Source organism: Rhizobium sp. NFR07 (assembly GCF_900111905.1).
Taxonomy (GTDB): domain Bacteria; phylum Pseudomonadota; class Alphaproteobacteria; order Rhizobiales; family Rhizobiaceae; genus Neorhizobium.
On sequence record NZ_FOKM01000003.1, the window covers coordinates 219,653 to 233,241 of the forward strand.

12 protein-coding genes and 1 pseudogene are annotated in these 13,589 nt (G+C 61.5%); 7 read left to right on the forward strand and 6 right to left on the reverse strand.

Annotated features, from left to right (window positions below; all coding sequences use genetic code 11):
* Positions 1–59 precede the first annotated feature (59 nt).
* Positions 60–1,124, reverse strand: a complete 1,065-nt coding sequence (locus BM216_RS08005) for a hypothetical protein (protein ID WP_092997620.1) — start codon at positions 1,122–1,124, stop codon at positions 60–62.
* Between the two features lie 34 nt (positions 1,125–1,158).
* Positions 1,159–1,683 carry a PilZ domain-containing protein gene (locus tag BM216_RS08010; RefSeq protein WP_177230736.1) on the reverse strand — a complete coding sequence of 175 codons (525 nt, stop codon included), beginning with the start codon at positions 1,681–1,683 and terminating at the stop codon, positions 1,159–1,161.
* A gap of 164 nt (positions 1,684–1,847) precedes the next feature.
* Here BM216_RS08010 and thrC point away from each other — a divergent pair, with 164 nt between their 5' ends.
* The 4 genes and pseudogenes from thrC to BM216_RS08030 all read left to right on the forward strand — a co-directional run.
* A complete protein-coding gene (thrC, locus tag BM216_RS08015; protein ID WP_092997626.1) occupies positions 1,848–3,242 on the forward strand; it encodes a threonine synthase in 1,395 nt (464 codons plus the stop codon).
* 24 nt (positions 3,243–3,266) lie between these two features.
* Positions 3,267–4,562, forward strand: coding sequence for a M16 family metallopeptidase (locus tag BM216_RS08020; protein WP_092997629.1), 1,296 nt, complete (start codon positions 3,267–3,269; stop codon positions 4,560–4,562).
* Positions 4,563–4,592: 30 nt separating this feature from the next.
* Positions 4,593–5,204, forward strand: a complete 612-nt coding sequence (locus tag BM216_RS08025; protein ID WP_092997632.1) for a GNAT family N-acetyltransferase — start codon at positions 4,593–4,595, stop codon at positions 5,202–5,204.
* A gap of 80 nt (positions 5,205–5,284) precedes the next feature.
* A pseudogene (locus tag BM216_RS08030) lies at positions 5,285–8,107 on the forward strand (EAL domain-containing protein); the annotation flags it as partial.
* A 157-nt stretch (positions 8,108–8,264) separates the two neighbouring features.
* Here BM216_RS08030 and BM216_RS08035 read toward each other — a convergent pair.
* From BM216_RS08035 to BM216_RS08045, 3 genes are all read right to left on the reverse strand, one after another.
* Positions 8,265–9,326, reverse strand: coding sequence for a zinc-binding metallopeptidase family protein (locus BM216_RS08035; protein ID WP_092997638.1), 1,062 nt, complete (start codon positions 9,324–9,326; stop codon positions 8,265–8,267).
* 98 nt (positions 9,327–9,424) lie between these two features.
* On the reverse strand, positions 9,425–9,616 hold the full coding sequence (locus BM216_RS08040) for a CsbD family protein (protein ID WP_092997641.1): 192 nt from the start codon (positions 9,614–9,616) through the stop codon (positions 9,425–9,427).
* A 91-nt stretch (positions 9,617–9,707) separates the two neighbouring features.
* Positions 9,708–10,313 carry a YqgE/AlgH family protein gene (locus BM216_RS08045; protein ID WP_092997645.1) on the reverse strand — a complete coding sequence of 202 codons (606 nt, stop codon included), beginning with the start codon at positions 10,311–10,313 and terminating at the stop codon, positions 9,708–9,710.
* Positions 10,314–10,480: 167 nt separating this feature from the next.
* Between BM216_RS08045 and BM216_RS08050 the strand changes: the two genes are divergently transcribed.
* Positions 10,481–11,329: a protein-disulfide reductase DsbD domain-containing protein gene (locus BM216_RS08050; RefSeq protein WP_092997648.1), complete on the forward strand. Its 849-nt coding sequence runs from the start codon at positions 10,481–10,483 to the stop codon at positions 11,327–11,329.
* Between the two features lie 75 nt (positions 11,330–11,404).
* Positions 11,405–11,890, forward strand: coding sequence for a peroxiredoxin (locus BM216_RS08055; RefSeq protein ID WP_092997651.1), 486 nt, complete (start codon positions 11,405–11,407; stop codon positions 11,888–11,890).
* Positions 11,891–11,954: 64 nt separating this feature from the next.
* Here the strand turns inward: BM216_RS08055 and BM216_RS08060 are convergent, their stop codons facing one another.
* A complete protein-coding gene (locus tag BM216_RS08060; protein WP_092997654.1) occupies positions 11,955–12,263 on the reverse strand; it encodes a Dabb family protein in 309 nt (102 codons plus the stop codon).
* Positions 12,264–12,482: 219 nt separating this feature from the next.
* On the opposite strand from BM216_RS08060, the gene BM216_RS08065 reads away from it, so the two are divergent.
* Positions 12,483–13,559: an NAD(P)-dependent alcohol dehydrogenase gene (locus tag BM216_RS08065; protein WP_092997657.1), complete on the forward strand. Its 1,077-nt coding sequence runs from the start codon at positions 12,483–12,485 to the stop codon at positions 13,557–13,559.
* Positions 13,560–13,589 lie beyond the last annotated feature (30 nt).

Below are 13,589 nucleotides of genomic sequence, written 5' to 3' on the forward strand. Positions count from 1 at the left end.
GCCAGTCGCAAGCCTGAACCGGGGATATGTTGCTTCAAAGCAGCGCCTCGCCTGCAGGATCAGGCCGGATGCGGAAATGTTATCCTGCAGAGATTGATCTTGTCCTGCCCGCATACGGCGAGCAGATTTTTGGAGAGGGCGTATCGTGCCTTGTCGTGCTTCAGGTCGCCAAGACTGCGCTTCGGCGTCAGCGCCAGTTCAGACAACGGTTGCCCGCCTGAAACGTCATAGAATTGCAGCCTATTCTTCTTCGGCACCTTGACGGCATATTGGCCCGTCGCACGATTGAAGATCACGCCACCTTCGGGGCGCAGAACGGCGTCCTTGAAAGCAAAACCTGGCAGCTCGGTCTGCCCGGGTTTGTTCCGTGAAAAAAGGCTTTTCAGGCTAAAACCGCCGGAGCGTTCCACCACAGGCGTAACCATGCCGTAGCAGATGACCACGTTCGTCTGAAAGGCCGGACCGTGGTTGAGCATCGTCGCCGTACCGCCACGCGTGACGCAGAAGACATCCTCACCATCGGCACGGATACCATGGATCATCGGCGTCTCGTGCAGACTGAAGGTGCGATCGGTCCAATGTCCCTTCAGCTCAGGCTCTTCGATCTGCCGGTAGGCGCCCACCCAACGGAAAGCGTCCTGACGAAACTCGAGCCGTGCCAGATAACGTCCACCTCTCTGGTAGAAATTGTCCGAGCAAAGAGCGATTGCGGCGCCGCCGGACATGGGTTCGACATGAAGAACGCTTGGCTTACGGCGGAAGTCATCAGCAAGGACGGCGGGATCGGACGCGAAATGATCCGGATTGGCGATAGGATAGGCGGTGAAGGCGTCGTCGCGAAGGTCGGGCCATACGTTGACCTGTTTTCCCCGCAACATCGCGATCCCATTGTCGATGCGAAACCAAACGTCGGATTGCCCTTCCTTGTCGAAAGACGAACTCGCCCTCACCAGCTTCAGCGAAACGACTTCGCCCCGCTCGATATCGACAAGAGCAACACCCCAATCCTCGTCGACACCCATCTTGAGCCGCAGATGCTTCTCATCGTGGTATTCCACGCCGGTTACACGCTTGAAACGTCCGCCGAATTCGATGGTGCTGATAATTTCCGAACTGGCTTCCATCCTCGATCCCGTTTCGAAATCATCACGGAAGAAATCAGCCGCGCTTGCCCTTCTTGGCCGGGGCGTTGTCGAAGCCGAGGCGGACGCGGGTGAAGCGGGATATGCCACCCTGAGCGTTCGGGATCTGCACATCGGCCTTGTTGAAGATGAACTGGGTGCCGCCGGCGTCCACCTGGACCGGGAAGGCAACCTTCTGCGAATAGATGACGTTGTCGCCGTCGATGACTTCGACGGAGATCGGCAGCGTCACCTGACCGGCGGTGCCGACCGGCCCCTGAACGACGCGACCCTGGGCGACGACATTGATCGTCAGGGTCGTCTCGTTGGCGGTGCACTGGCGTGTCGCGTCGGCGAGCGAAGCCTGATAGACGAGCTTCTGCGGATCATCCTGGCCGCCGCGGGCATAGGAACGGTAATAGGCGTCCTGCTCCAGCATGACGACCTGCGGGCAATAGGCCTGGATGACGGCAGGAGCAGCGGGCTGGGCGCTGGCATCGGCGGGAGAAGTCAGGCCGAGGCCCGGGGAAGAGGAATTGCAGCCGGCAAGAACAGCCGCCATGGATATCGCCAGAAAACCGCGAGAGAACTTGCCAACCACGTTACTCAACCCTTTGCAGCACGTTTCGAATGGCGATGCAGACACGTCGTAATCCGGTCTTTCACCGCCGATTTCGATAGTCTATATCAGCCGCTGGAACAAAAATCGATTAGGGATTCAACGTCGTGGATTACATTTCTACCCGGGGCACCGCGCCCGCTCTCGGCTTCCGTGATGCGCTGATGGCAGGCCTTGCGAAAGACGGCGGTCTCTATGTTCCCCGCGAATGGCCGACCCTGTCGAAGAAGGAAATCCGTGCGCTGCGCGGCAAGTCCTACCAGGAAGTCGCCTTCGCCATCCTGTCGCGCTTCGTCGACGGCGAGATCGCCGACGACAAGCTGCGGGCGATGATCGACGAAGCCTGTGCCACCTTCCGCCACCCGGCCGTGGTGCCGCTGGTGCAGGTCGGCCCGAACGATTTCATCCTCGAACTCTTCCACGGCACGACGCTCGCTTTCAAGGATGTGGCGATGCAGCTGCTCGCCCGTCTGATGGACCATGTTCTGGCCGAGCGTGGCGAACGCGCGACCATCGTCGGCGCCACCTCGGGCGACACGGGCGGGGCTGCGATCGATGCCTTTGCCGGCCGTGAGCGCACCGACATCTTCATTCTCTTCCCGCATGGCAAGGTATCGCCGGTGCAGCAGCGCCAGATGACCTCGTCGACCGCATCGAACGTGCATGCTGTCGCCATCAAGGGCAATTTCGACGACTGCCAGAACCTCGTCAAAGAGATGTTCAACGACGCAGCCTTCCGCGACAAGGTAAAGCTTTCGGGCGTCAACTCGATCAACTGGGCACGCATCATGGCGCAGGTGGTCTATTACTTCACCGCTGCCTTGTCCCTCGGCGGGCCGGACCGGAAAATCTCCTTTACCGTGCCGACCGGCAATTTCGGTGATATCTTCGCCGGTTATGTCGCCAAGAAGATGGGCCTGCCGATCGACCGCCTCGTCATCGCCACCAATGACAACGACATCCTGGCGCGCACTCTGAAAACCGGCCGCTACGAGATGAAGGGCGTCAAGGCGACGACCTCGCCGTCGATGGACATCCAGATCTCGTCGAATTTCGAGCGGCTGCTGTTCGAAGCCTATGGTCGTGACGCCGCTGCCGTGCGCCGTTCGATGGACGGATTGAAACAGTCCGGCGCGTTCGAAATTCCGGAAACGCCGTTGAAGGCGATCAAGCGCGAATTCCGCGCCGGCCGCGCTACCGAAAAGCAGGTGGCGCAGACTATCCGCGAGATGCTGTCGGCCACCGGCTACCTTCTCGATCCGCATACGGCGACCGGCGTTTTCGTCGCGCGGAAGAACGCGAAACCGGCAAGCCCGATGGTGACGCTTTCGACCGCGCATCCGGCCAAATTCCCCGCTGCGGTAGAATCCGCTTGCGGAATTGATCCCGCCCTCCCATCATGGCTTGCTGATCTGATGCAAAGGGAGGAGCGCTTCGATATCCTGGAATCCGAGCTCAAGGCCGTCGAGACTTTCATCGCCAGCCACGCCCGGGCCAAGTGACGCCAGCGCCGGAAAGACCTACGTATGAATGTTGAAATTACCCGGCTTCCCTCCGGTCTCACCGTCGTTACCGAAACCATGCCGCATCTGGAGAGCGTCGCGCTCGGTGTGTGGATCAAGTCGGGATCGCGCAACGAGACCGAGGCGGAGCATGGCATCGCCCATCTTCTCGAACATATGGCCTTCAAGGGCACCAAGCGACGCAGCGCGCGCGACATCGCCGAGCAAATCGAGGATGTCGGCGGCGAGCTGAACGCCGCGACCTCAACGGAGACCACCTCCTATTATGCCCGCGTGCTGAAGGACCATGTGCCGCTCGCCGTGGACATTCTCGCCGACATCCTGACGGAATCGGTCTTCGACAAGGAAGAGCTGCGCCGCGAGAAGCAGGTCATCCTGCAGGAAATCAACGCCGCCAACGACACGCCGGACGATATCGTCTTCGACCATTTCTCGTCGGTCGCCTATCGCGACCAGACGATCGGGCGGCCGATCCTCGGCACGCCGGAACGGGTGAAAAGCTTCACGCCGTCGCAGATCCGCGGCTATCTCTCGCGCAACTACACGACAGACCGCATGTTCGTGGTCGCCGCCGGCGCGGTCGATCACCAGTCCTTCTGCAAACAGGTCGAGGAGCGTTTCGCCGGCCTGCCGCAGACGGCAAGCGCCCCGCCGGTCTCCGAAGTCGCCCGCTATACTGGCGGCGACATCCGCGAAGAACGCGATCTGATGGATACCCAGGTCCTGCTCGGTTTCGAGGGCAAGGCCTATCACATGCGTGACTTCTACTGTTCGCAGATCCTCGCCAACATTCTCGGCGGCGGCATGTCGTCCCGTCTGTTCCAGGAGGTGCGCGAGCATCGCGGCCTCTGCTATTCGGTCTATGCCTTCCATTGGGGCTTTTCCGATACCGGCATCTTCGGCGTGCATGCCGCGACCGGCGGCGACGAGCTGCCGACGCTGATTCCAGTCATCATCGACGAATTGCACAAGTCGTCCGAGACCATCCATCAGGTGGAAATCGACCGCGCCCGGGCGCAGATCCGCGCCCAGCTTCTGATGGGCCAGGAAAGCCCCGCGGCACGCGCCGGCCAGATCGCAAGGCAGATGCTGCTCTACGGTCGCTCGATCCCGAACGAGGAGATGATGGAACGGCTGGAAGGCATTACCACCCAGCGCCTGACCGACCTCGCCGGCCGGCTGTTCTTCGATACGACGCCGACACTCTCTGCGGTCGGTCCGATCGAGAAGCTTGCGCCGATGACCGAGATCTCGGCGGCACTCTCCGCCCCCATCGTCAAGACCAAGGCGGCCGGTTAAACCCGGCCGGCCTCCCGGAGCGCGCGCAGGATGGGCAGATCGGTGTTTCGGTTCTTGTCCCGGCATCCGGAAACACCGGAGCTTCTCGGGCCGGAACATGTTCTGCGGCTACCGCATCAATCCGACTACAGGCAGTGGTTCAAGCTGCGTTCGGAAAGCCGTTCCTTCCTGCAGCCGTGGGAGCCGACCTGGCGCGGCGATGAGCTGACTGAAGCCGCCTTCCGTGCCCGCGTGCTGCGCGGCGGCCAGGAATATGCCTCGGGGCTTGCCGTGCCGATGCTGCTCTTTCGCCGCGACGACATGGTGCTGCTTGGCGGCCTCACCATCGGCTACATTCGCCGGGGTGCGGCACAAAGCTGCATGATCGGATATTGGATGGGCGAAAAACACGCGGGCCAAGGCCATATGTTGGCCGCATTGAGGGTGGCAATCCCCTATATCCAAGGCGGACTTCAGTTGCACCGGATCGAGGCAGCCTGTATTCCGGAGAACTGGAAAAGCATCCGGCTCTTAGAAAAAGCCGGCTTCGAGCGGGAAGGTCTTTTGCGAAAATATCTCAAAATCAATGGTGAGTGGCGTGACCACGTGATGTTTTCCCGGTTGCCGGAAGACGGCGAATTCGGGAAAATGCTCAAGCCATGACCGAAGATTTGCGTATTGCGTACCGGGCCTTCGGCCTCAAATTCCTGTTGGTTGCCATTCTCGCGTTTCTGACGTTCGGGCTCGCCGGGGCGCGTGCCGCCGAACCGGTAAAGATTTCCCGCGACGACACCGCGCTCGACCTGACCGCCACCACCGACATCTACGCCAACCAGGGCGAGGCCTTTCAGGTTTCCACCGCAGCCGGCGCCGACGGCATTCGCCGACGTATCGAGGTGCGCTCGAGTTCGCCCAGCCACCAGGGCGACTGGGCGGTCTTTGCGCTCTCCAACGTCTCCGAGGAACAGCTGGAGCGCGTCATCGTCGCCCCGCATTTCCGCCTCGTCGATTCCAAGGTCTTCTGGCCGGATCTCGGCTCGCAGCGCATCATCGCAATTACGCCGTCGGAAGGCTTTTCGCTCGACCGTGTGCCGAGCCCCGATGCCGACGTCTTCCGCATCACGCTCAATCCCGGCTCGACGATCACTTTCGTGGCGGAGCTTGCCACCCCTTCCCTGCCGCAGATCTATCTGTGGCAGCCGGATGCCTACAAGGACACGGTCAACGCGTTCACGCTCTATCGCGGTATCGTGCTCGGCATTGCCGGCCTGCTCGCGGTGTTCCTCACCATTCTCTTCGTCGTCAAGGGCACCTCGATGCTGCCGGCGGCAGCGGCTCTCGCCTGGGCGGTGCTCGCCTATATCTGCGTCGACTTCGGCTTCGTCGACAAGCTGATCACCATAACTTCCAGCGACCAGCGCATATGGCGCGCGGGCGCGGAAGTGGCGCTCGCCTCCTCGCTCGTCATCTTCCTCTTCACCTATCTCAACCTCAACCGCTGGCACGTGCATCTCGGCTATGCGACGCTTGCCTGGGTGGTCGGACTGGTGCTTCTCGGTGGTGTCGCGATCTACGATCCGTCCGTCGCTTCCGGTATCGCGCGGCTTTCCTTCGCGCTCACCGGCACGGTCGGCATCCTGCTGATCATCTATCTCGGCTTCAACCGCTACGACCGCGCCATCCTGCTCGTGCCCACCTGGACACTGATCTTGGTCTGGCTGTTCGGCGGTTGGCTGACGGTGACGGGCCAGCTCGACAACGACATCATCCAGCCGGCGCTCGGCGGCGGTCTCGTGCTGATCGTGCTCCTGATCGGCTTCACCGTCATGCAGCACGCCTTTGCCGGTGGCGCCTATCAGCAGGGCCTGTTCTCCGATCTCGAACGCCAGTCACTGGCGCTGACCGGCAGCGGCGACACCGTGTGGGACTGGGACGTCGCCCGTGACCGCGTCGTCACGACGCCGGATATTTCCGGCCGCCTCGGCCTCGAGCCCGGTGCCATGCACGGTCCGGTGCGCAATTGGGTGCCGCGTCTTCACCCCGACGATCGCGACCGTTTCCGCGCCACGCTCGACGTGCTGCTCGAACATCGCCGCGGCCGCCTGCATCACGAATTCCGCATCCGCGCCGAGGACGGCCATTTTCACTGGCTGCAGATCCGCGCCCGGCCGGTGCTCGGCTCCAATGGCGAGATCATCCGCTGCGTCGGCACGATCATCGACGTCACCGAGCAGAAGAATTCCGTCGAACGATTGCTGCAGGATGCGCTGCACGACAATCTGACCGGCCTGCCGAATCGCCAGGTCTTTCTCGACCGCCTGCAAGGCGTGCTGACGATCGCATCCGGCGGCGACAGCGTGCGGCCGACAGTGATGGCGATCGATATCGACCGCTACAAGCAGGTGAACGACAGTCTCGGCATCGCGGCCGGCGACAACATGCTGATCGCGCTGACGCGGCGCCTGCGCCGCCTGCTGAAGCCGCAGGATACGCTGGCGCGGCTTGCCGGCGACCAGTTCGGCCTGATCCTCGTGTCCGAGCGCGACCCGGCCAAGATCGCCGATTTCGCCGATGCGGTGTCGAAGGCGATCATGGTGCCGATAAACTATGCCAACCGCGAGATCGTGCTGACCGCCTCGATCGGACTTGCCTCCTGGGTGGACCAGCAGGAAAGTGCGGCCGGGCTTCTGGCGGATGCGGAACTTGCCATGTACCGGGCCAAGCGCGGCGGCGGCAACAAGGTGGAGCCTTTCCGGCCGATCTTCCGCTCCTCCGGAACCGACCGCCTGCAGATCGAGACCGACCTGCGCCGTGCACTCGAACGCAAGGAAGTCTCGCTTGCCTACCAGCCGATCATTTCGCTGAAGGATGGCGAGATCGCCGGTTTCGAGGCGCTGATGCGCTGGGAACATCCCAAGCGCGGCACGATCCCGCCGTCGGAATTCATTCCGATCGCGGAAATGTCGGATCTGATCGGCCCGCTCGGCGTGTTCGCCATGGAAAAAGCTGCTGCGGATCTCGTGTCCTGGCAGGAGCAGACCGGCGAACTGCCGATTTTCGTCTCGGTCAACCTGTCGAGCGCGCAGTTGCTGAATGCCGACCTCTACAACGACGTCCGTTCGCTGATCTCCAAGACCCATGTCAATCCGGCGCAGTTGAAGCTGGAACTGACCGAGTCGATGATGATGGAGAATCCAGAACAGGCGCGGCTTGTTCTGGCAAAGCTCAAGGAAACTGGCCTGAGCCTCGCGCTCGACGATTTCGGCACCGGCTATTCGTCGCTCGCCTATCTGACGCAATTCCCCTTCGACATGATCAAGCTCGACAAATCGATCGTCGGCGACAATAGCGACCGCGGCTCGGTGCTGCTTCGCTCGGTCATCGCCATGGCGCGGGCATTGGAAATGGTGGTCGTGGCGGAAGGCATCCAGACGGATGACGACGCAATGGACCTCGCCAAGATGGGCTGCCATTACGGCCAGAGCTACCTCTTCGGCCCGCCCGCTGCTGGCGACGCGATCCTGCGGCTGCTGAAAGAGCGGTTTCCGCTGACGAAGAGAGCTTGAGGGCCACGTCCTGCTCTCCCCCCTTGTGGGGGAGATGTCATCGGAGATGACAGAGGGGGGTGGCGCGGCAAACTCAACGGGCGTGGAATATGCGGATCTACCCCCCTCTGCCCTGCCGGGCATCTCCCCCGCAAGGGGGGGGAGATTGGCTAGGCCGCTACCGCCGTCGCACCAGATCATGCACGAACTGCAGCTTCGCGGTCACCGCCGGCGTCAGGATGAACGGATAGAGATCCGGCACGCCCATCGAACGGTGGATGCTGTTGAGCGCCAGACTGAACGGCACCCAGGCCGAGACGAGCTGTTCGGCGCTATCCGCCTTGTAGGGATTGAAATCCACCTCGGCCGACAATTCCTCGTGGCGGCGCGGCTCGATCGACATGCCGTAGGAGCGCGCCGTCTCCAGCGTATCGACGATATGGACATAGTGGGCGAAGCTCTCGGCGAAATCCTCCCAAGGATGGGAACTGGCATAGGTCGAGATGAAGAATTCCTGCCAGTTCGGCGGCGGGCCCTCTTCATAGTTGCGGCTTAGCGCCTCGCCGTAATCGACCGTCTCATCTCCGAAGACCGTGCGGAATTCGTCGAGTCGCCCGCCATCGCGCACCATCTTGTCCCAGATATAGTGACCGGTCTCGTGACGGAAGTGACCGAGCATGGTGCGATAGGGTTCGTTCATCGACACACGGATCTGCTCGCGGGTGGCATCGTCGGCTTCGGCGGCGCGGATGGCGATTAGCCCGTTTTCGTGGCCGGTCATCGCCGCCTTTACCGTGCCATCCGGTTGGACCTCGTCAACGAGGAAATCGAAGACGAGACCACCCACCGGATCTTCGTCGCGGTTGATCCGCGGCAGGTTCCATTTCAGCATCGAATAGAAGAGATGGCGCTGCGCCTGGCTTATATGCCGCCACTGTTTCAGCCCCTCTTCCGTCGAGGCATCGGGCACCAGCCGGTTATGCCGGCAGGCGGGGCAGAAAGCGTTCGGATCATCCGCCATCACAGTCCAGTTGCAGATGTCCAGGCCGGCGTTCTCGCAAAGCTTCACCTGGTGATCAGGCTTGCCGAACAAATGCCAGGTCACGCCATCTTCGGCTATCTCGAGCGTCTGTATGGATAGCATTTCCGGCACGAAGGCGAGTCGATAACCGCAGTTGACGCAAGTCCGGTTGGCGAAGAAGACAGTCTGGCCGCAGTGATCGCAATCGAAAAGGCGCATGGTGATCCGCTCAAAAAGGGGTTGTGGGGCACATAAAAGAAAACCTGCCCCGGCCGGAGCCGAAACAGGTTTCCCGTTCGATTGGAGAGTCGAACTAATTAAGCGCGGTCAACGATATCCTTCGCGGCATCCTTGACCTTGCCCTTGGCCTGCTGAGCATGGCCCTTCGCCTCCTGGGCATTACCCTTGGCCTTCAGCTTCGGGTTGTCGGTCATGTCACCTGCGGCCTGCTTGACCTTGCCGGCCATTTCGTTGCCCTTACCGGATACCTTATCGCTGGTGCTACCCATCGGTGTTTCTCCTTATCTCGTGGCGCTGTGAGCGCGCCTTGCGGAGTAAAAACGACGATGGCGACAGTTCGTTCCAAACTAATGAAATAACTTAGGCATGACCGGCATCGGTCGAGAGCATTTCCGGGCTCACTCCCATCAGTGCCAGCGCCTGCTCATACTTGGAATCGACACAAGGATCAAAGATGATTTCGTCATGGGCATTGCAGTTGAGCCAGCCGTTGTTGCTGATCTCCGCTTCCAGCTGGCCGGCCGCCCAGCCGGCATAGCCGAGCAGCATGGTGGCCCTCGCCGGCCCCTTGCCCTCGGCGATCGCCCGCAGAATGTCGAGCGTCGCGGTGAGCGAGATATCGTCGCTGACGGGAATTGAAGATTCGCTGGAAAAGTCGTCGGAGTGCAGGACGAAGCCCCGCCCGGGTTCCACGGGCCCGCCGGACAGGACCGGGAAGTGACGCGTCGCATCCGGCAGCATGAAGGCTTCAGGCTGTTCGAGAAGCTTCAGGTGCAGGAGAACATCGCTGAACGAAAGCTCCTGCAGGCGGTTGATGATGAAACCCATCGCGCCGGCAGAGGAATGGGCGCATATGTAAACGACACTGCGAGCGAAATTGCCATCCTGGACGCCGGGCATGGCGATCAGGAACTGCCCATCCAGAAAACCGCGTTCGCTCTTGTCCGTCAGTGCCGAGTATCCCAATCCTGCCTCCAGTCGGTGTGCTGTCAAAGCCCAGTCCAGTGGTGCGGACCGTAGCAAGCGGTCATTCAGAGCAACATGGGGCAGTCCTCAATATCATTCAACCGAAAATGATCGCTTTTCGTCAGACGTGGCTGGCAGGCTTGAAAGCGCTGGGTTAAATCCAGTGCATGAAGACGATTGCCCCCACCTTCCGCAATCCCTTGTTTGCGGCCACAGCATTTGCACTCCTCCCCTTCCTTGCGCCGGCGCTTCCGGCACAGGCCGAGACGACCGACTGGGCAGGCAATGAAGGCGGACGCATGCGGATCGTGGCGCTCGCCCCGGATACGCGCGGCATCGTGCGCGGCGCGCTGCAGATCGAACCCAAGGCCGGGTGGATCACCTATTGGCGGGAACCGGGCGATGCCGGCATTCCGCCGCATATCAACTTCCCGTCATCTTCCGACGTGACGCTTCAACGGATGTCCTATCCGGTGCCGAAGCGCTTCGACAACGGCGAACTGCGCGACATCGGTTATGACGGTCCGGTGGCGTTTCCCTTCGAGTTGAAGATCAAGGATCCGTCCAAGCCGGCCAACCTGACCGCTTCCACGTTCATCGGCCTCTGCCGCAATATCTGCATTCCTTTCCAGGCCGAGTTTTCCCTGTCGCTGAAACAGGAGGGCGGTAATTCGTTCTCAGAGGCGATGATCATCAACGACGCCGAGGGCAAGCTGCCGGAATCCCCATCCGATGATTTCGCGGTGACCCATTACACGCTCTCGGCCGATGGCGATCAGCTGCGGCTGCGTCTGCGGCTTCCCAAGGATGCCGCCAAAAAACCCAAGGTCATCGTCACCGGGCCGGAAGGCCATGTGCTGTTCGGCGACGACGAAGGCAAGCGCGACGGCGACGACTATGCGGTGGAGCTGCCGGTCGGCAAGCTGCCGAAGGGCTATGAGATGAAAGGAAAGCGCTGGGGCATTCTCGTGCTGGCTGGCAGCCGCGCGATGGAGACTTCGCTCGCCTTCGAGTGAACCTGCGATCGACCTTGTCTTGGCTTTCACCGGCCCTATAGTGCTGGCATTGCATTTGAAACGCGAGACAAGACAATGACCATTGCAGTGGGCGACAAGCTTCCCGAAGCCAAGTTCAAGGAAAAGACCGCCGACGGCCCGGTCGAGATCACGACGGGTGAACTCTTCGGCGGCAAGAAGGTCGTACTGTTTGCCGTGCCCGGCGCGTTCACGCCCACCTGCTCGCTCAACCACCTGCCTGGTTATGTCGAGAACCGTGATGCGCTTCTGGCGCGCGGCGTCGACGACATTGCCGTGGTGGCCGTCAACGACTGGCATGTGATGGGTGCCTGGGCGCAGCAGTCCGGCGCCATGGGCAAGATCCATTTCCTCGCCGATTTCGATGCGTCCTTCACCAAGGCGATGGGCCTCGAGGCCGACCTTTCCGCCGGCGGGCTCGGCCTGCGCTCCAAGCGGTATTCCATGCTGGTCGAGGACGGCGTGGTGAAGTCGCTCAATGTCGAGGAAAGCCCCGGCCAGGCCACCGTCTCCGGCGCCGCCGCGATGCTGGAACAGCTCTGAATTCCATTCAGACTATTGTGAAAAGGGCGCCCTAAATGGCGCCCTTTTCATTGCTGCCTTGCGATCAGGCCGCCATGTCGTAGACGATCAGCCCGGACAATCCGCCATCCGCCGCCGCGACAAGGCGCTCGGCGACTGCAATGTGATCCGGCGCCGTGAGGTAGGCGTCCCGGGCTTCCGGGCTCTCGAAGGTCACGACGAAACCGTCGAGAAAGCCGCCATTCAATCCTTCGAGGGAAACATTCGGCCCGGCCTTCAGATCGATAATGCCGGGAACGACGTTCCGCAGGGTCGCGATCGCGCCGTAGAGCTCCTGCTTTTCGGCCGCCTGAAGCGCCGATTTGAAGCGGATGAATACAAAGTGGAGAATCATGCGAGGTCTTCCCTTATCGCGTCCCGAATTTGCCTCACAATAGGCAGCCACGCCCTACTGGCAAGCACCTCCGTATAGGGCGGCATACGCAGCCAACATGACAAAACACAATTATGACGCGAGCATTTCATTGATCTGCGTCATATTACAATCTTCACGTCTATCTATGGTGCCGCAAGACTGCTCAGCCCACGAAGGGATAATTGAGAGGAATTGCACATGGCACAGAAAATGAAAGCCGCGATTTTCGTCGACAAGGGCCGCATCGTGCTCGACGAAAAGCCGATCCCCGACATCGGTCCGCTCGACGCGCTGATCCGGATCACCACCACGACGATCTGCGGCACGGACGTGCATATCCTGAAGGGCGAATATCCCGTCGAGAAGGGGCTGACCATCGGGCACGAGCCGGTCGGCATCATCGAGAAGCTCGGTTCGGGCGCGACGGGCCTGAAGGAAGGGCAGCGGGTGATCGCCGGCGCCATCACCCCGTCCGGCTGGAGCCATGCGTGCCTGTGCGGCTGCGGCGCGCAGGACGGGGCCGGCACCAAGCATGGCTGGAAGGCAATGGGCGGCTGGCGCTTCGGCAACACGATCGACGGCGCGCAGGCCGAATATCTGCGCGTCCCCGATGCCATGGCCAATCTTGCGCCGATCGACGACGGGGTCAGTGACGAACAGGTGCTGATGTGCCCGGACATCATGTCGACCGGCCTTTCGGGCGCGGAAACCGGACAGATCAAGATCGGCGATTGCGTCGCGGTCTTTGCGCAGGGGCCGATCGGGCTTTGCGCAACGGCCGGCGCGAAACTGATCGGTGCCACGAAGATCATCGCCGTCGACACCGTGCCGACCCGGCTGGAGATGGCCAGACGCATGGGCGCCGATATCGTGGTGGACTACAAACAGGAAAACCCGGTCGATGCGATCATGCGGATCACCGACGGCCGGGGCGTCGATGTGGCGATCGAGGCACTCGGCACTCAATCCACCTTCGAGTCGGCGCTTCGGGTGCTGCGCCCCGGCGGCATATTGTCCAGCCTCGGGGTCTATTCCACCGACCTGACGATTCCGCTCGATGCGTTTTCCGCCGGTCTCGGCGACAAGTCGATCCGCTCGACCTTGTGCCCCGGCGGCAAGGAGAGGATGCGACGCATGCAGGAGGTCATCTCGTCCGGCCGCGTCGATCTCTCCGGGCTCGTCACCCACCGGTTCAAGCTCGACGACATCGAGGCGGCCTACGATCTCTTCGCCAACCAGCGCGATGGCGTGCTGAAGGTGGCGATCACGCCGTAAGGTGGCGCGGGTAAAAATGGAATGGTCGCT